Here is a 17,730-nt window from a genome sequence, read left to right as displayed (position 1 = left end):
TCAGGCGCCGTCGCTGAAGCTGCCGCGCGGCTCGTTCACGCCGCGCGCGCCGTCGGTGAAGGCATCGCGCGGGGCGGTGCGGGCGCCATCGGTGAACGGGTCGCGCGGGCCCGAGCGGGCGCCATCGGTGAAGGAGTCGACCTTGCGGCCGATGCTGCCGTCCAGGCGGGACAGGTCGGAGACCGGCGTGCTGGCGTGCGCGGAGGCGGCGGCCAGCGACAGGCCGATGGCGCAGAGCAGGGTGGTGGCGAGGGTACGGGGTTGTGCGAGAGTTGTTTTCATTGGAGCTTTCTTCCTGGGCTTTGTCGTGGTGCTTCGTGGTTTCTTCCACGTTGCCCGTAATGTAGGCGGCCTGCCGCCCAGGAAAAAGTACCAATCATCGAAACACTGTTCGCCAGCGTGGACAATAGCGCGGCAACGGAGATGGCGGAGGCGCCGCCCCCGCTGTCGGCTACAGCCCGAAGCGCGCGCCGAACAAGCCCGCGCCGAGCCGGGCGATGACCATCAGCAGGATCTGCGCGATCACGAACAGCGCCAGCGGCGAAATGTCGAAGCCGCCCAGGCGCGGCACCACGCGGCGGATCGGGCGCAGCAGTGGATCGGTCAGGTGGTTGATGGCGGGCGTGACCGGCGACTGCGGATTGACCCACGACAGGATCGCCATCAGCAGCGTGACCCACATCACCATGCTGACGCCCCACTTGAGCACGTTGAGCAGCGCGATCAGCAGCAGCAGCGGCAGCAAGGCGGACGGGTCCGCGCCGGACAGCAGGATCACCAGCAGCAGGAACACGATCGCGGTCAGCCAGGCGCCGACCAGCGTGGCCCAGTCGATGCCGCCCAGCCCGGGGATGATCCGGCGCAGCGGCCGCACCAGCCAGTCGGTGACCTGGAACACGCCTTGCGAGACCGGGTTGCGGGTCGGCAGCCGGGTCCACTGCATCCAGACGCGCAGCAACAGCGCCATGCCGAACAAGGTGAAGACGGTATCGAGCAGGAAGAGGGCGATTTCCGTGAACATCGGTTTCGGTTCCGTGGCAATGAATGACGTTGGCAGTCGGGAGTGTCTGCGGACGCACAGATTCTGCCATACCCGCACGGGGCCGGGTCGAAATGCGGGTTGCCGCATGCCGCCGCACGCTTCCGCGCCGTGCCGCGCGCCGGGGCGCCCGGCACGGCGGGCCGGAAGGCAGCCCCTATAATGGGCGCCGGACCAGACCACAGCGCCATGCCGCTGACCCGCCAATGACCCGTCAGCCAGCCGCCGCCAAAGCCCCGCTCGCCAAGCAGGATTTCGAGGCGCTTTCCGATTTCCGCTACCAGTTGCGCCGTTTCCTGCGGTTCTCCGAGGACGCCGCCCACAACGAAGGCCTGACCGTGCAGCAATATCTGCTGATGCTGCATATCCGCGGCTGCGCCGGCAAGGACTGGGCCTCGATCGGCGAACTGGCCGAGCGCCTGCAGGCCAAGCAGCACGGCGTGGTGGCGCTGGTCAACCGCTGCGAGGCGGCCGGCCTGGTCAAGCGCAAGGCCAACGCGGACGACCGCCGCATCGTGGAGGTCCATCTGCTGGCCAAGGGCGAGCGCTTCCTGAACCGGCTGGCGATGCTGCACCGGAGCGAGCTCGAATCGCTGCGCGGCACCTTCCGCGTGGCGCGCCTGACCGCGTTCAACGACGACGGCGCCGAGCGCGCCTGAATCCCCGCCTGCATCGCCGCCGGAATCCCTCCGCGCGCCGCGGCCCGCGCGCGGCGTTACAGGCAGTTACCAATCACAGATCCCGGTGACACCCGCGGCGCCCGGCCGGCCCCAGAATCGCGCGCACCACAACACGCGTTTCAGCGCAGGAGCCAGCCGATGTCCTTTCCCTTCTCTTCCGTTCTCCGTGCCGCCGCGCTGGGTCTGCTCGCCGCGGGCGCCCTGGCCGGCTGCGTGACCGCGCCCTACGGAGGATATGGCGCGGGAGGGTACGGCGGCTACGGCGCCGGCGGCGCGCCGGCCGGCGCGGCCTATCCTGCCGGCTATTCGTCCGGCTATCCCGCCGCCTACCCGCAGCAGGGGGTTCCGCAGGCGTCCTATCCGCAGTCCGGTTATTCCCAGGACGGCTACCCGCAGCCGGCCTGGGCGCAGGACGGCGAGCCGCAGCAAGGCTACGTGCAGCAGGGCTACCCGCAGCAAGGCTATCCCCAGCAGGGCGGCTACCCGCAGCCGCAGCCGGGTTATGCGCAGCCGCCGTATCCGCAGGCCGGCTACCAGCAGGCCGCGCCCGCCGCGGGCGGCTATGATGCCTACGGCGTGCGCTATGGCCAGGTCGAGTCGATCGAGATGGTGCAGGGGCAAGCGCCGGATGGCGGCGTGGCCGGCGCGCTGATCGGCGGCGTGGTCGGCGGCCTGCTGGGCCACCAGGTCGGCGGCGGGCGCGGCAACACGGTGGCCACCATCGGCGGCGCGGTCGCCGGCGCGGTGGCCGGCAACGAAGTCGAGAAACGCGCCAATACCGCGCCGCCGGCCTACCGCATCCGCGTGCGCACTACCGACAACGGCTATCTCACGCTGACCCAGTCGACGCCGTACAACCTGCGCAACGGCGACCGGGTCAAGGTGCAGAACGGCGTGGCGATGCCGTACTGACGGCGTGATGGCGTGATGGCGTGACGGCGGTTCAGGCGCCGAACAGGCCCGCGTAGTCCTCGCGCAACTGGCGCTTGAGCAGCTTGCCCGCCGTGTTGCGCGGCAGGTCGGCGACGAACACGATGCGCTTGGGCACCTTGAACGGCGCCAGCGCCGCGCGCGCGTGGGCGAGCAGCGCTTCTTCCCGCGCGCCGTCGCCGCCATCGTCCTGCCGCGCGCGCGCATCGCGCCGGAGCACCACGCAGGCCGCCACCGCCTCCACCCACTTCGGATGCGGCAGCGCGAACACCGCCACCTCCGCCACCGCCTCGTGCTGGTACAGGCATTCCTCGACCTCGCGGCTCGACACCAGCACGCCGCCGGAGTTGATCACGTCCTTGATGCGGTCGACCACGTACAGGTAGCCGGCCTCGTCCATGTAGCCCAGGTCGCCCGAGTGGAACCAGCCGCCGCCGAAGGCTTCCGCGCTCTGTTCCGGCTTGTCCCAGTACCCGGTCAGCAACTGCGGCGAGCGGTGCACGATCTCGCCCAGCTCGCCCGGGCGCGCGTCCCGCATGGACTCGTCGACGATGCGGGTCTCCACGTTGAGCACCGGCCGGCCCGCCGATGCCGGCCGTTCGCGGTGCTCCTCCGGCCCCAGCACCGTGGCCAGCGGCCCGATCTCGCTCTGCCCGTAGCAGTTGAACAGGCGCAGTGCCGGCAGGCGCTCGCGCAGTTCCTGCAGCACCGGCAGCGGCATGATCGACGCGCCGTAATAGGCCTTGGTCAGGCTGCCGAGCTCGCGCGGATCGAAATCCGCATGCCGCAGCAGCGAGATCCACACCGTGGGCGGCGCGAAGAAGCTGGTGATGCCGGCCTCGCGCACGGTGCGCAGGCAGAAGCCCGGCTCGGGGCTTTGCGCCAGCAGGCAGGTGCCGCCCATCAGCAGCAGCGGCATCAGGAACACATGCATCTGCGCCGAGTGGTAGAGCGGCAGCGCCGCCAGCGAATAGTCCTCGGCGCGGATGTCGCAACTGGCGATGGCGCTCATGTACTCGGCCAGCAAGGCGCGGTGCGTGAGCACCGCGCCCTTGGGCGCCGAGGTGGTGCCCGAGGTGTAGAGGATCTGCGCCGGCATGGCCTCGTCCAGCGTGGCCAGGATCTCGCCGCCCGGGCCCGCGGCGGCGGCCAGCACGTCGCGCGGGCCGCCGCCGTGCAGGCTGCCCAGCACGCGGCACGGCAGGCCCGCCACCAGCGGCGCCAGCGACGGGTCGGCAAACAGCGCGCTGGCGCCGGACTGGCCGACGACGTACTCCACCTCGCCGCGCGTCATCGAGAAATTCACCGGCACGTGGACCAGCCCGGCGCGCAGGCAGCCCAGCCACAGCAGCACGTAGGCGTCGGAATTCTTGCCGAACGCCGCCACGCGGTCGCCCGGGCGCAGGCCCCAGCGCAGCAGCGCGGCGCCCACGGCGGCCGCGGCCGCCTCCAGCTCGCGATAGCTCCAGTTGCGCTCGCCGAAGCGCAGCGCGGTCTTGGCCGGACTGCGCCGCACCGCGCGGGCGAGGGCATCGGGGATGGTGTTGCGCAGGACGCGCTGCTGCTCTGACTGCATGGTGGTCTCCGTTGTGTTTTTCCAGGGTCCAGCAAGTCTTGAGCCGCTGCCGCGACGGACATCTCCCGGCGCCGGTGGCATGGACGGGGCGCGGGGAACGGCGGCGTTGGCGAACGTCGGCCAGCATACGGGCGGCGCGGATTCGGCGCAAGGCGCCCCGGCGGGGGGAGGTTTGGGGGGAAGGATGGCCCGCGCCGGAGGGACGGCGTGGCGCGGGCGGGCGCGCGGCCGCAGGCCGCGGCGGGGATTACAGCACGCCGGCCAGGAAGGTCAGCGTGCGGCCATGCGCGAGCACGGCGGAGGGCTGGTGGTAGGAGCCGCGCGCCCAGCAGTTGAAGCCGTGATCGGCCTGCGGGTAGACGTGGATCTCCGCGCGCGGGTTGCCGGCCACGGCGGCGCGCACGCTGGCGACGGCTTCGGCCGGGATATGCGCGTCGAGCGCGCCGTAGTGGAACTGCACCGGCACCTTGATGCTGGCCGCTTCCTGCAGGTTGTTCTGGATGCCGCCGCCGTAGTACGGCACGGCCGCGTCGACCAGCCCGCGCGCCGCGCTCAGGTAGGCCAGCAGGCCGCCGAAGCAGTAGCCCACCACGGCGATCTTGCCGCCCGCGCCGATCTGCGCGCGCAGGGCTTCGGCGGTGGCGGCGATGTCCTTGAGCGCCAGTTCCACGTCGACCTTCTGGCGCAGCTCCAGCGCGCGCTTCATGTCGTCGCCGGCATAGCCCAGCTCCACGCGCGGCGCGTCGCGCCAGAACACGTCGGGGGCCAGCACCACGTAGCCGTCGGCCGCGTACTGGTCCGCCACGGCGCGGATATGTTCATTGACACCGAAGATCTCCTGCACCAGCACGATCCCGGGGGCGCCGGCGGTCTTGCCGGCCGGCGGCAGCGCCAGGTAGGCATCGAAGGCGCCGCCTTCGGTTTCGACGCGGATCCATTGGCTATTGTTCGGCATTGGGGCTTGCTCCATCGTTAGTGAGACAAAAACTGGCGAGACGAAAACACAAAGGCCAGGCTAGCGCGGCGATGCGGCGCCGCCGTGACACGGGCGCCGCTGGCCGCCGCGCGCGGCAAACCGCAAGTGTGCCACTTCCGCGCTTTTCGGGTGCGGCGCGCCTTCAGTCTTCAGTCCGCCAGGTGCGCGCCCGGCAGGAATTCGATGCCGGTGCGGCGCACCAGTTCGCCGTAGGAAATCGGCTTGCCCGGGCGTGCCTCGTCGGTGTTCTCGATCCAGTGCGCCCAGGCGCGGTTGGCCGCCGGGTCGTAGACCAGCTTGTAGAGGTATTTCGGCACCCAGACGTTGTCGCTGCCGATGGTCTGCACCCGGCCCTCGAAGACCGGGCCGGAGATCACGTAGACGTCGCCGCCGGCGCGCAGCGCGTACCTGCGCGTGGCCTTCTCGATCGAGGCCCACGCGCGGCGGTTGTTCTGCGGCGCCTGCGGGACCATGTTGGCGAGCGAGAAGCTCTGCGCCATCGCCTGCGCGGTCGGCTGGTTGGCCGCCGGCGAGAGGTGGCCGCGGTCATAGCCGCTGCCCTTGTAGTCGTCGAGCTCGGCGCGCTCGGCGCGCGGCAGGCGCGCGTCGGCGAAGAAGCGGTCGGTGCGCGGCTCGTCGCGGGCGTCGGCCAGCTGGCTGCGCGACAGGCGCTCGGCCACGTACAGCGGGGTCTTGCTGCGGCCCGAGTGGAGCACCGCGAAGGCGTCGTAGCAAAGCGCGCGCGTTCTGGCCAGCGGGTCGTCGCGCAGCCTCGGCGCGGCCTGCTGCGCGAAGAACTGCGGGCATTGCGAGAAAGCGGCCGTGCCTACTGCGGGCGGCGCGCTCTGCGGGTTGATGCCGCGGGACTTGGCCGTGGCGGGCGGTGCCAGTGCCGCCGCCGTGGCGAGGAACAGGGCCGTCAGTGCGATTGCCGCGGCCTTTTTCGTTGCCGGTGATGCTGATGCTGTCTTCATTCTGCGTGTGGAAATACGGGGCAGCCCGCGCAAGGCGGCCGCGCGGGCGCGATGGCAGGCCGCGCGGCACCCGGGCATCGGACCTGCCGGGCCGGCCCGGGCCGCGGGCGTCGCGCATTCTGCCAGAGTGCGGCCTGCCCGGCCCGCTTTTATAATCGCCGTTTCGTGTCGCGCGCGCGCCATCGCCGCGCGCACGCGCACATACAAGGACAAGGCGCCCACACCCATGCTCAACCGGCTGGAAATGCTGAGGATCTTCTGCGCGGCGGCGGAGTCGGCCTCGTTCAAGGCAGCCGCGGCGCGGCTCGGCACGTCGCCGCAGACCGTGACGCGCGCCATCCAGGACCTCGAGGAGGCGGTCGGCGAGCCGCTGTTCCACCGCAACACGCGCCAGATCCGCATCACCGCGGCGGGCGAGCGGCTGGCCGAGCGCGCCCGCGCGGCGCTGCTCGACGTGGACAGCCTGTTCGCGCATCCGGCCAGCCGCTCCGACAGCGAGCTCAAGGGCGTGGTGCGCATCACCGCGCCCAGCACGCTGGGCCGCCAGCACCTGCTGGCCGCGCTGCGGCCGCTGGCGCTGGCCCATCCCGGCATCACGCTCGACATCCGCCTGTCCGAGCAACTGGCGGACGTGGTCGACGACGAGATCGACATCGGCCTGCGCCTGGGCATGTTCCGCGACCAGCGCCTGGTGGCGCGCATGACCACGCGGGTGGCCTTCCACGTGGTGGGCACGCCCGAGCTGGTGGCGCGCGTGGGCAAGCCGGCCAGCCTGGCCGACCTCGCGGCGCTGCCCGCCACCGGCCTGATCGACCGCAGCACCGGGCGCGCGTGGCCCTGGTACTTCGCCCAGGGCGAGCAGTTCACGCCGCGCTCGCCGGCCTTCCTGACCGACGACCCCGAGACCGAGATGGAGGCGATCCTCGCCGGCCTGGCCTACGGGCAACTGCCGGACTACCTCGCGCAGCCGCACCTGCGCTCGGGCCGGCTGGTCAGCGTGCTGGAGCGCCATGCGCCGGCGCCGTGGGGTCTGTACATCTACCGCTCGCGGCGCAGCCCGGTGCCGATGCGCATCCGGCTGGTGTTCGACGCGCTGGTCGCCTACTTCGGCAACATGGCGGCGGCCGAGTCCTGAGCCGTATCGACGGGTGTGCCGGATATTCCAGATTCCGGAATACTGAAATCAGAATATTTCCATTTTTATGGATGGTCGCGGCCGACATAATGGCTTCGTGGCGGGCCGGGGAGCCCGCATCCAACGGAGCAGGAAATGAGCAAAGGTATCGAAGGCAAGGTCGTCGTCATCACGGGCGCCAGCAGCGGGCTGGGCGAGGCTACCGCGCATCACCTGGCCGTGGCCGGCGCGCTCCTGGTGCTGGCCGCGCGCCGCGGCGACCGCCTCGAAGCGCTGGCGGCGCAGATCCGAGCCAGGGGCGGCCGCGCCGAGACCGTGGTGGCCGACGTCAGCCGCCGCGCCGACGTGGAGGCAGTGGTGCAAAAGGCCGTGGCCAGCTTCGGCCGCGTCGACGTGATGGTCAACAACGCCGGCCTGATGGCGATCGCGCCGCTGAGCGAAGGCAAGGTCGATGAGTGGGAGCGCATGATCGACATCAACGTCAAGGGCGTGCTGTACGGCATCGCCGCGGCGCTGCCGGTGTTCCAGAAGCAGGGCGCGGGGCATTTCATCAACATCGCCTCGGTGGCCGGCGTGAAGGTGTTCAGCCCGGGCGGCACCGTGTACAGCGGCACCAAGTTCGCGGTGCGCGCGATTTCCGAGGGCCTGCGCCATGAAGTGGGCGGCGCCATCCGCACCACGGTGATCTCGCCGGGCGCGGTGGACTCGGAGCTCAAGCTCGGCAGCAGCCATGCGCAAAGCGCGCAGACCGTGAACGAGTTCTACCAGCAGGCGATTCCCGCGGACTCGGTGGCGCGCGCGATCGCCTACGCGATCGAGCAGCCGGCGGACGTGGACATCAACGAGATCGTGCTGCGCCCGACCGTGCAGGAGTTCTGAGATTTCGCAGCAGTTGCCGCGCGCCGCGTCAGGCGACGCGCGGCGTCTTGCGGGCCCGCACGCCGGACGGGCGCACCTGCTGCAGCGTGCGCAGGCTCAGGATGGCATCCTCGATGGCTTCGATGCCCTGGGTGAGGCGCTCGCGCGCCTGGCCCAGCGCGGTCTGCGTTTCGGCGTCGAAGATGGCCAGGTGATCGAGCGAATCGAGTTCCGCCTGCAATTGTCCGACCAGGCGTCTTAACTGCGCGGTGCTGTGTGATGCGGTAGAGCGTATTGCCATTGCGGTCTCCGAAAAGGCAGGGCGCACACTCGTAAGGTAGAACGTATGTGGCGGAAAGGACAAACACTTTCGCCGCCGCCAGCGGCCGTTTCGCCGGTTCGGCAACACCGGGCAACACCGGGCGGCAAAGTGGCAGCCGCATGCGGCATATGCCGCCGGCGCCTCCCGGCCGGGTGTCGCGCGATGCAGTCCGTCCGCATGCGCGGGCCATCGCGCCGCGCCCGCGCGATGCGGTGCCTGCCGCGTTGCCGCGCTTGGGCTTTGCCGGCGGGGCTGCCTATGATGAACAGGCGGGCCCGACGCGCCGCGCCAAGGAGGCAGACATGTCAAACCACACCTACAAGCTGGTCGAGATCGTGGGCTCCTCGCCGGATGGCTGCGACGCGGCCATCCGCAGCGCCATCGCGAAGGCCGGCGAGACCATCAAGCACATCGACTGGTTCGAAGTGGTGGAGACGCGCGGCCACATCGAGGATGGCGAGGTGGCGCACTACCAGGTCACGCTGAAGATCGGCTTTCGGGTGACCTGAACTGCCGCGCGGCGGCGTCCGCATGGCGGAACAGCCGGTTGAGCGCGGCGTCGGGCGCGTCGCGCAGGAAGTCGAGCATTTTCTCGACGAAGGGCGCGTTGGCGGTCCGCGGCACCTGGCGCACCCAGCGGATCGCCTCGCTGTCCTGGCCGCACAGCGCCAGCGCGCGCGCGTAGTTGAACTGGCCGCGGAAGTCGCCGGCCTCGGCCGAGCGGCGGTAGTAGTCCATCGCCGCCGCGGTGTCGCGCTCCACCTCCCAGCCGTCTTCATAGAAGCCACCCACGATGTTGAGCGACTTGGCATGCCCCATGTCGGCGGCGCGCCGGTACCACGCCAGCGCGTCGGCGCGGCTGGCGGCGATGCCGCGGCCAAGCACCAGCGCCGTGGCCAGGTTGTACATGCCCCAGTCCGAGCCGCGCTGCGCGGCCAGCGTGTACCACTGCGCCGCGGCGCGGTCGTCGCGCGCGGTGCCCCAGCCGTTCTCGTAGCAGCGCCCCGCCATGTTGGCGGCGCCGGCGTGCCCGGCGTGGGCGGCATGCTTGAACCAGGCGAAGGCGCGGGCCTCGTCGCGCGCCACGCCGTGGCCGGCCAGGAACCACTGGCCGAGGATCATCTGCGCGTCGAGGTCGCCCCGCACGGCCGCGCCGCCCAGCCAGGGCAGCGCGAGGTGCGCGGGCTCGCGCAGCTTGCCGGCCAGCCCGGCCGCGCCGAGCTGGTCCAGTTCGCCCGGTGAGGCGATGCGAAAAGGCAGTGTGTCCATGCGAGGAAAGAAGGAAAAACGGCACACCGCGCCCGTGGACAAGGTGTGCCGCGTTGGTTTGCCGCGGGTCCGCCGGCGGGCAGCCCGCGCCGCGCGCGCTCAGTAGCGCAGGTTGAGGCTCACGATGGCCGCGCGGCCCGGCGCGATCGATGCGTAGTGGCTGGCATAGGCCTGGTTGTAGTAGACCTTGTTGGTCAGGTTCAGCAGGTTCAGTTGCAGGCCGACGTTCTTGTTGAGGCGGTACGCCGCCATCGCGTCGAAGCGCCAGTACGACGGCACCCACTTGTTGGTCGCCTCGTTGCCCCAGATCTTCGACACGTAGTACGCGCCGCCGCCCACCGTGAAGTTGGGCAGGGCCTGGTAGGTCGTCCACGCGCTGAAGCTGTCCGCCGGGGTGTTGGGGAAGGACTGGCCGTCGGTGCTGCCGAAGGCGGCGCCCGAGCCGCCGTTCTTGCGCAGCTCGCTCTTCAGGTGGGTATAGCCGCCGAACACCGCCCACTTGTCGGTGACGTTGCCGGCGAAGCCCAGTTCCACGCCGTCCACGCGCTTGTTGCCGGCCATGATCGCGGTGCCGTCCTGCTGGACGATGCGGGCATTGGTGGTTTCCACGCGGAAGATGGCGGCGGTCAGTTGCAGGCGCTTGTTCAGCACGTCCCACTTGGTGCCGAGCTCGAACGCGCGGTTCTTTTCCGGCGCGAGCTGGTCGCCGCGGTTGCCGGCGCGGTCCGGGGCCAGCGCGCTGCCGTCGCTGCCCTGCGACAGGAACGAGCCGGCCGGCGTGGACGAAGTGCCGTACGAGAAATAGACGCTGCCGTTCTCCACCGGCTTGAACACCAGGCCGAGCTGGTAGTTGAACAGGTTGTCGTCGCGCGAGTACTCGGCGCGGCTGCCGTCGGCCGCGCGCGTGGCCTGGAAGTCCGCGCTGTAGTGGTCGAAGCGCACGCCGCCGTTGAACAGCCATTGCTTGGTCAGCTCGATCGAGTCGAAGGCGTAGACCGAGGTGGTGTTGGTCTTGGAGTTGCTCGGGTTGTTGTTGCGCGTGATCGCGCCGGTCCAGGGGTCGTTGGGGTTCGGGTTGAACAGCGTGGTGCAGTTGTAGCCGCCGGCGGCGCCCGGGCCGGCGGGGCAGCGGTTGTTGCCGGTGGCCACGGTGTAGCTGTCGTTCTCGCTCTTTTCCTGCGCGAACTCCACGCCGAACGCATACTTGTGCTTGACCGTGCCGGTGGCGAATTCGCCGGACAGGTCGGTCTGGTTGGCGATGGTCCGCGCGGTGGCGATGCGCGTGTTGGTGCGGCGCCAGACCATGTCGTAGTAGATGTTGCCCTGGCTGTCGTCGGGCTGGGTCCAGATGTAGTCCTGCGTGGTGCGGGCGAAGCGCGTCTGGTTGCGGAACTTGAGCGCCGGGCTGAAATCGTGCTCGAAGCGCACCGTGCCCATGTCGGCCTTGTCCTTGCGGAAATCGCGGTCGAGCAGGCCGTAGAACGTGTTGCGCGGCACGTTCAGCGGCGAGCCGTCGCCGGCCGCGCGCGTGCGCTGGCGGCCGTCGGTGCGGCGGTTGAAGGCCGGGTTGTCGTAGGGGATGCCGGTGTCCGGGATGTCGTCGGACTGCATGTGGTAGTACGACAGCGTCAGGCGCGTGTCGGTACCCAGGCCGAATGCCAGCGACGGCGCGAAGCCCCAGCGGTTGGCGTGCGTGGCGTCGCGGCCGGGCACGTCGGCATCGTGGTACATCGCGTTCAGGCGGAACGCGGCGTGGTCGGCGAATTGCCAGTTGCCGTCGGCGGTGCCGCGCTTGTAGTCGGCATTGCCGAGGCTGACGTTGCCTTCGGCGAAGTTGCCCAGCTTGGGCGCCTTGCTGACGATGTTGATGCTGCCGCCGGCCGAGCCGCGCCCGTCGTAAGCACCGGCCGGGCCCTTGGTGACTTCCACCGACTCCACGTTGAACAGTTCGCGGCTCTGCGAGCCGATGTCGCGGAAGCCGTCGAGGAAGGTGCTGGCCTGCGCGTCGTAGCCTCGGATGAACGGGCGGTCGCCGACCGGGTTGCCGCCCTCGCCGGCACCGAAGGCGATGCCGGGGACCGTGCGCAGCACTTCGCTGAGGCTGGTCGAGGCGGTGCTCTGGATCACTTCCTGCGGAATCACGGTGATCGACTTGGGCGTATCGAGCAGCGCCGCCGGCGTCTTGATCGAGGAGGCCGTGTCCGCCTTGAAGCCGCTGTCGGCGGTGCCCACCACCGTCACGTGCGGCAGCTCCACGCTGCCGGCCGTCTGCGCGGCGACGGGCGCGGCGGCCACGGCCATGCCCACGGCGCCCGACAGGCGCGGAATCTGGTGTCTTTTGTTCTTCCCGGCGGCAACAACAGTCTGCACGATTACCCCTGTTTTCTTAAATAATATTGAGAATGAGACAGATTATCATTTGACTCTTATATGTCCGTCAAGACATACAGGTGAACGACGTGTACACAAAACGTTACATGCGTGGAACAAAAGTGATTCTGTCGCCGTGCCTGGACGGGATACACGGGGACGCCGGTAGCCGGGGAGCGGAAAAACAGGTCGGGACGGAGGGGGAAGCCGGGATGGAGCGGGGAGGCGGGCGGCGCGGCGACGGGGACACGCCAGTGCCCGGGCATTCGCCGGGTCCGCGTGTTTTCCCGCCTTGCGGGAAGACGGCAGGGCGCCGCGGCCGTCAGCCGCGGCGCTGCCGCCGGTTCAGGAGGATCTGCGCAAACCGCCGTCGAAACGGCGTTGTCCGCGCCATCACTCGAACTGGTAGGAGTAGGTCGCGTTCAGGCGCGGCGAGCGCCGCGCGGCATTGACCGGCTTGTCGCCGACCGGCTGGGCGACCGACAGGTCCAGCGAGTAGTAGCGCCGGTCGGAAAAGCGCAGGCCGATGGCCACCGAGGACAGCGTGCGGTGCACCAGCGACACGCTGTTCGAATACACGCGCGCCATGTCGAACCACACATAGGGCTGGATCGTCTTCAGGTAGGTCAGCCCCGGCGTGAACAGCCGGTTGATCTCCGCCGACGCGCCCCAGCCCTTGTCGCCCGCCACTTCGCCGGGCGGGTAGCCGAGGCCGAAGAAGCGCCCGCCGAAGCTGATCTGCTCGCTCGAGGCCAGGCGCTGCGCGCTGTACTGCCCGGCGGCCGACACCGCCACGCCGAAGCCCAGCGGCAGGTCGGTCGCCTGCGACGCGATCAGCCGCGTGCGCAGGAAGCTCAGGTCGTTGACGTTGTTCTCGCGCAGCGCGCCGAGCGCGTCGATGCCCTTGTAGACGCCGAGCGTGGCGCTGCGCGTCTGGCCCTCCTGCCGCTGCACGTAGGACAGCTCCGCGCTCAGCACGCGCACGTGCGTGGTCAGCGCGATCTGGCGGTCGGTGCCGGCCTGCGTATAGCGCTCGAACTGGTCGTTGGCATAGACGCCGCCGGTGGCCGTGAGCGAATGCGCGTTGTTGAGGATGACCGGATAGCTCAGCGTGCCGCCCAGGCGCTTGGTGTCGTTCACGTAGCGCGAGTTGAAGCCGAGCTGCTCCAGCGTGCCGTTCTCGGGCACGCCGCGGTAGTGCGACGCGCTCAGCCGCGCGATCATGCCTTCGGTGCCGATCGGCTGGCCGTAGCTGGCCACGTAGTATTCCTCGTGGTCCGGCCCCTTCGGCACCAGCGCCGACACCGACAGCTGCTCGCCCAGCGGCGTGAGGCCGTTGGTGGTGGCGGTGACGACGCCGCGGATGCCGGGCGAGCGGTAATCGAGCGCGGTGCCGAACGTGAAGGGCTTGCGCTTGACGTCGAGCACCATCTCGCAGGCGCCGTCGGTGGTCTGCGGCGGCTGCACGGTGGCGGCCACCTGCACGCCCGGCTGCAGCGCCAGCACGTTGACGTAGTGCTCGAAGGTCTCGCGGCGCAGCGGCGTGTCCTCCTTGAGCTTGTCGGCGATGGCGCGCAGGCGGGCTTCGACCGGGCCCGCCTCGCCGCGCACCGTGACCGTGGCGACGTGCCCTTCCACCACGGTGACGATCACGTTGCCGTTCTCGAAGCTCTGCGCCGGCACGAAGGCGAAGGACAGCGGATAGCCGCGCTGCTGGTACATGTCGGTGACTTCCTTGGCCGTTTCCAGCAACTGCGCCACCGTGATCTCCTTGCCCGCCAGCGGCGAGAACTTCGCCGCGATCTCCGCGAACGGGATCGCCTTCACGCCTTCGATCTGGAAGCGCTGCGGCGTGAGCTTGCTCGACAGCAGGTTCTGCAGCGCCGAATCGGGCCGCTCCACCTGGACCGTGACCTTGCTCTCGGGCGGACGCGCCGGCGCGATGCTCGGCAGGGTCTGCGTGGGATCGCCCTGGACCGGGCTGCGCGGCTCGGCGCCGGCGCCGTGGCAGGCGGCGAGGCCGAGTGCCAAGGCGGCGGCGCGCAGGCGTGTGTGCGTCATGGTCTTACCCCTGGATTTTCCGTTAAACCTGCTTGCGGCTGTCACGCGCCGTGCCAATCGCGCCGGGGGGCCGCTATCCCCGGCGGTGCCGCATGGCCATCGCGTTCTGTTGTGTCGGGCGGCTCGCGCCGCGCCCACTCTTGTATTTCGCATGCCGTTGCCTGTCAAGGCACGGCATGCGCTGCTGCGTGGCGGAGCGCGGGATCAGCGCTTGCCGCCGAGGTTGCCGAGGCCGCCGAGCAATCCGCCCACTAGGCCCGTCACCGGCGCGAGCGGCTTGCTGCCGCCCGCGCTGCCGGCACCGCTGGTGCCGCCGCTGCTCGCGCCGTTGCCGCCGGTCAGTCCCGCGACGAGGCCCGTTACCGGAGCCAGCGGATTGCCGCCGGCCCCGGCCGCGCCGCCTGCGCTGCCTGCGTTACCGGCCGCGCCGGAGACCGCGCCCACCAGGCCGCTGACCAGGCCCGTGACGGGCGCGAGCGGATTGCCCGCGCCGCCGCCGGCCGCGCCGCCGAGATTGCCGAGGCCGCCGGTAAGACCACTGGTGAGACCGCTGACCAGGCTGGTGACGGGCGCGAGCGGGTTGTTCGCGGCGCCGCCGGCACCACCACCGAGTCCGCCGAGACCGCCGGTAAGGCCGCCAACGAGGCCCGTGACCGGCGCGAGCGGGTTGCTCGTGCCGCTGCCGCCGCCAAGGCCGCCCGTGAGTCCGCCCAGCAGGCCGGTGACCGGTGCCAGCGGATTGCCGCCCGCGCTGCCGCTGGGGTTGTAGACCGCGCCGCCGAGGGCCGCCACCGTGGTGCCCGCGCCGGCCACGATGCCGCCGACGCCGGACACCACCGGCGTGTCGGTCTGCTTGACCGTGTTGCCGATCTGCGCGATGCCGCCGCCCAGCGTCGTCAGCAGGTTGTTCACCGGCGCGCCGAGGCCGGTGGCCGCGCCAAGCGTCTGCGTGGCGCTGGTGAGCTGCGAGGTCAGCGGCACGATCAGCTTGCTGACGCCGCCGGTGACTTGTTCGACCGGGCCCGTCGACAGCGCCTGGCCGAGCTTGCCGCCCACGCCGTTGACGGCGGTGCCGAGCTGCGACACCAGCGAGCCGACCGGCGTCGTCACCGCGCCCAGCGGCGCCAGCGGGCCGCTGCCCAGGCCGCTGACCAGCGCGCCCGCGTTGGTCACGGCGTTGCCCACCTGGCTCACCACGCCGCCGGTGCTGGCCACCGTGGTGCCGAGCGGGTTGGCGGCATTGGGCATGTTGCCCAGCCCGTCCCGCACGCCGGTGCCCAGCGTGCTCACCGCCGCGCCGAGCGAGCCGATCACGCCGCCCAGGCCATCCTTCGATTCGGTGGAGAGGATGGGCAGGTTGGTGTTCTTGATCTGCGTGCCGAGGTCGCTCACCACGTTGCCGGTGGTAGTCACCACGTTGCCGGCCTGGTTGACGATCTGGCTGGTCGGCGTCAGCGCGGCCGGCGTGGTGCCGCCGCCGTTGTTGCCACCGTTATTGCCACCATTGCTGCCGCCGCTGTCGCCCCCGTTGCTGCCCCCGTTATTGCCGGCGTTGTTCCCGCCGTTGCTGCCGCCGCCCGTGCCCGTACCTGCGCCGGTACCTGCGCCAGTGCCCGCGCCGGTGCCTGCGCCGCTGCCGGTGTCCATCGACGTCGTGCCGCCGCCGCTGGCGCAGCCGCCGAGTGCCAGAAGGGTGCCGAGCAGGGTGGTGACGATGATCTGTTGAGTACGCATGACCTTTTCCTTTTTTTCCCGTCGTTTAAATCACGGTGCGCATTGGCGCGTCGTGTTGCACTCCTTTGCGCAAAGGGTGTGCCAGAGCGGGCCGGCATGCGCGCGCGGCACCTGCCGAAATCTCTCCAGCCCTTGCCACGCATGGGTTTCGGGAGGATGAGACATGGCCGGAAAAGGACCAGACATGGGCCCCGCGCGGGGTCTTTCCGCGTTACGCGTTACGTAACGCAGCGGCCCGCGCACGGAACAACGCCGGCCCGCGGACCCCGCCGCGAGAACGAAGGAAAGCCGGCGCGCGGAACGTCGCGAGGGAACACGTTACGTAGCACGTAACACGCCGGCGGCAGCGAAGCACCGTGCCCCGGCGCGCGCCACGCGGCCCGGCGGCGGCGCGCCGGACCGCGTGCGGCAACGGTTTGCGGCGCGCCGCGCGGCTGCCCGGCGGCGCGTGTCCGGCGCGCGCCGGACGGATGGCACGCAGCTTGCGGTAATGACATCCGACAAGCACCGCGCACGGCGCAACGCCAGCGTCGCGGGCCCGGTCCCCGAGCCAACCACGAAAGCCGTTCGCAGAACAACCGCTAGCACAACCTTCCGCGAGGAAGACCAGGAGATCCCATGAAAGCGCAATCCGCCCCGATGTCGGCCGTGACCCTCGCCTGTGCTGCCGCACTCATGCTGCTGGCCGGCTGCTCCTCCGGCGGGTCCGGCAGCGGCGCCAGCCCCGCCACGCCGACCGCGCCCTCGACGCCGACCACGCCCACCACGCCGACCAGCGCTGACACGACGCCCACGGCGAAGGTCACGGAAGGCGTGGGCAACACGGTGATCGCCGCGGGCAATGCCGTGAGCGACATCGGCAAGCAGATCCAGAACACGCCGCTGCCGCTGGTGCCGGAAGCCACGCGCAACAGCCTCGGCGGCGTGGTGGTGAATGCCGGCGACACGGTCGGCGCGCTCGGCGCGGGCGTGCGCGACGGACTCGGCAAGATGGGCGCGGTGGCCGACCCGCTCGGCGTGACGGTGGCCAGCACCGGCAACGTGGTGCAGAAGGCGGGCGTCACGGTATCGAGCGCGGGCGATCTCGTCAGCAGTCTCGGCACCGGCCCGCTCGCGCCGCTGGGCGCCGTGACCACGCCGGTGGGCGGGCTGGTCAATCAGGTCGGCGGCGTGGTGACGATGGCCGGCGGCACCCTCGGCCAGGCACTGTCGACCGGCCCGGTGGCGCAGGTGACGGGCAGCGTGAGCAAGGCCATCGTGCCGCTGACCACGCAGCTCACCGACGCCACGCAGATGGCCGGCGGCGCCACCGGCCTGGGCGGCCCGCTCGGCAACCTGCTGGCCACGCTCGGCAACTCGGTGGCCAGCGGCGGCAGCCTGATCACCAATACGCACGCCCCGATCGTATCCAGCCTCGGCGGCGTCGTGACCGAGGCCGGCAAGACCGTTGCCGCGGCCGGCGGGGTCGTGAACGGTCCCGGCTCGGGCAGCGCCACCAGCCCGCTCGGCGGCCTGCTCAACCTGCCGGGCCTCGGCGGTGCCGCCGGTGGCAGCGGCGGCGGCAATCCGCTCGGCGGCCTGCTCGGCAACCTGCCGGTCGTCGGCGCGGTGGCCGGCGGCGCGGGTGGTTCGGGTGGCAGCGGCGCCGCCGCGGGCGCCCTCGCGCCAGTGACCGGCCTTCTCGCGCCCGTTACCGGATTGCTCGGTGGCTTGCGCAATACGGCAGCGGGCGCTGGCGGAAATGCCAGCGGCGCGCTGCCCGGATTGCCGAATCTGCTCGGTGGTCTGACTTCACACTGATAAAAG

At 70.7% G+C, this 17,730-nt stretch carries 16 protein-coding genes; 6 read left to right on the top strand and 10 right to left on the bottom strand.

Features of this window, described 5'->3' with window-relative positions:
* Window positions 1–282 carry a hypothetical protein gene (locus KF708C_RS32210; protein WP_059415827.1) on the bottom strand — a complete coding sequence of 94 codons (282 nt, stop codon included), beginning with the start codon at window positions 280–282 and terminating at the stop codon, window positions 1–3.
* 169 nt (window positions 283–451) lie between these two features.
* The gene (locus KF708C_RS32205) at window positions 452–1,021 is read right to left on the bottom strand and encodes a YggT family protein (RefSeq protein ID WP_059415822.1); all 570 of its coding nucleotides are present in this window, start codon (window positions 1,019–1,021) and stop codon (window positions 452–454) included.
* A 224-nt stretch (window positions 1,022–1,245) separates the two neighbouring features.
* Between KF708C_RS32205 and KF708C_RS32200 the strand changes: the two genes are divergently transcribed.
* Both KF708C_RS32200 and KF708C_RS32195 read left to right on the top strand, forming a co-directional pair.
* Complete coding sequence (locus KF708C_RS32200) at window positions 1,246–1,698, top strand: MarR family winged helix-turn-helix transcriptional regulator (RefSeq protein ID WP_020204992.1); 453 nt, start codon at window positions 1,246–1,248, stop codon at window positions 1,696–1,698.
* A 159-nt stretch (window positions 1,699–1,857) separates the two neighbouring features.
* Entirely contained in the window at window positions 1,858–2,631 is a 774-nt protein-coding gene (locus KF708C_RS32195; protein WP_059415820.1) for a glycine zipper 2TM domain-containing protein, read from the top strand.
* A gap of 31 nt (window positions 2,632–2,662) precedes the next feature.
* Here KF708C_RS32195 and KF708C_RS32190 read toward each other — a convergent pair whose 3' ends face one another.
* From KF708C_RS32190 to KF708C_RS32180, 3 genes are all read right to left on the bottom strand, one after another.
* Window positions 2,663–4,225, bottom strand: a complete 1,563-nt coding sequence (locus KF708C_RS32190) for a fatty acyl-CoA synthetase (RefSeq protein ID WP_059415818.1) — start codon at window positions 4,223–4,225, stop codon at window positions 2,663–2,665.
* Window positions 4,226–4,472: 247 nt separating this feature from the next.
* Window positions 4,473–5,180 carry a dienelactone hydrolase family protein gene (locus KF708C_RS32185; protein ID WP_020204989.1) on the bottom strand — a complete coding sequence of 236 codons (708 nt, stop codon included), beginning with the start codon at window positions 5,178–5,180 and terminating at the stop codon, window positions 4,473–4,475.
* A gap of 170 nt (window positions 5,181–5,350) precedes the next feature.
* Complete coding sequence (locus KF708C_RS32180; protein ID WP_082080186.1) at window positions 5,351–6,175, bottom strand: DNA/RNA non-specific endonuclease; 825 nt, start codon at window positions 6,173–6,175, stop codon at window positions 5,351–5,353.
* Between the two features lie 226 nt (window positions 6,176–6,401).
* On the opposite strand from KF708C_RS32180, the gene KF708C_RS32175 reads away from it, so the two are divergent.
* Window positions 6,402–7,310, top strand: coding sequence for a LysR family transcriptional regulator (locus KF708C_RS32175; RefSeq protein ID WP_059415814.1), 909 nt, complete (start codon window positions 6,402–6,404; stop codon window positions 7,308–7,310).
* A 135-nt stretch (window positions 7,311–7,445) separates the two neighbouring features.
* Window positions 7,446–8,189, top strand: a complete 744-nt coding sequence (locus tag KF708C_RS32170; RefSeq protein WP_059415807.1) for an SDR family oxidoreductase — start codon at window positions 7,446–7,448, stop codon at window positions 8,187–8,189.
* A gap of 28 nt (window positions 8,190–8,217) precedes the next feature.
* Here the strand turns inward: KF708C_RS32170 and KF708C_RS32165 are convergent, their stop codons facing one another.
* Entirely contained in the window at window positions 8,218–8,469 is a 252-nt protein-coding gene (locus KF708C_RS32165; RefSeq protein WP_029044022.1) for a hypothetical protein, read from the bottom strand.
* Window positions 8,470–8,792: 323 nt separating this feature from the next.
* Here KF708C_RS32165 and KF708C_RS32160 point away from each other — a divergent pair, with 323 nt between their 5' ends.
* Window positions 8,793–8,999, top strand: a complete 207-nt coding sequence (locus KF708C_RS32160; protein WP_020204984.1) for a dodecin — start codon at window positions 8,793–8,795, stop codon at window positions 8,997–8,999.
* Here KF708C_RS32160 and KF708C_RS32155 read toward each other — a convergent pair.
* The 4 genes from KF708C_RS32155 to KF708C_RS32140 all read right to left on the bottom strand — a co-directional run bounded on the left by KF708C_RS32155 (window position 8,968) and on the right by KF708C_RS32140 (window position 15,924).
* Window positions 8,968–9,759 (bottom strand): tetratricopeptide repeat protein, encoded by a 792-nt coding sequence (locus KF708C_RS32155; protein WP_020204983.1) that lies wholly within the window; start codon window positions 9,757–9,759, stop codon window positions 8,968–8,970. The genes KF708C_RS32160 and KF708C_RS32155 overlap by 32 nt on opposite strands.
* 99 nt (window positions 9,760–9,858) lie before the next feature.
* Window positions 9,859–12,060, bottom strand: a complete 2,202-nt coding sequence (locus KF708C_RS32150) for a TonB-dependent receptor (RefSeq protein WP_197090461.1) — start codon at window positions 12,058–12,060, stop codon at window positions 9,859–9,861.
* Window positions 12,061–12,522: 462 nt separating this feature from the next.
* Window positions 12,523–14,190, bottom strand: coding sequence for a ShlB/FhaC/HecB family hemolysin secretion/activation protein (locus KF708C_RS32145; protein WP_020204981.1), 1,668 nt, complete (start codon window positions 14,188–14,190; stop codon window positions 12,523–12,525).
* A 204-nt stretch (window positions 14,191–14,394) separates the two neighbouring features.
* On the bottom strand, window positions 14,395–15,924 hold the full coding sequence (locus KF708C_RS32140; protein ID WP_059415804.1) for a collagen-like triple helix repeat-containing protein: 1,530 nt from the start codon (window positions 15,922–15,924) through the stop codon (window positions 14,395–14,397).
* Between the two features lie 618 nt (window positions 15,925–16,542).
* On the opposite strand from KF708C_RS32140, the gene KF708C_RS32135 reads away from it, so the two are divergent.
* A complete protein-coding gene (locus tag KF708C_RS32135) occupies window positions 16,543–17,724 on the top strand; it encodes a collagen-like triple helix repeat-containing protein (protein WP_059415801.1) in 1,182 nt (393 codons plus the stop codon).
* Window positions 17,725–17,730: the final 6 nt, after the last annotated feature.

It is taken from the genome of Cupriavidus basilensis (assembly GCF_000876015.1).
In the GTDB taxonomy this organism is placed as follows: Bacteria; Pseudomonadota; Gammaproteobacteria; order Burkholderiales; family Burkholderiaceae; genus Cupriavidus; species Cupriavidus basilensis_B.
Note: the sequence above shows the minus strand (reverse complement) of the source record. Positions and strands in the feature narration are given on the sequence as shown.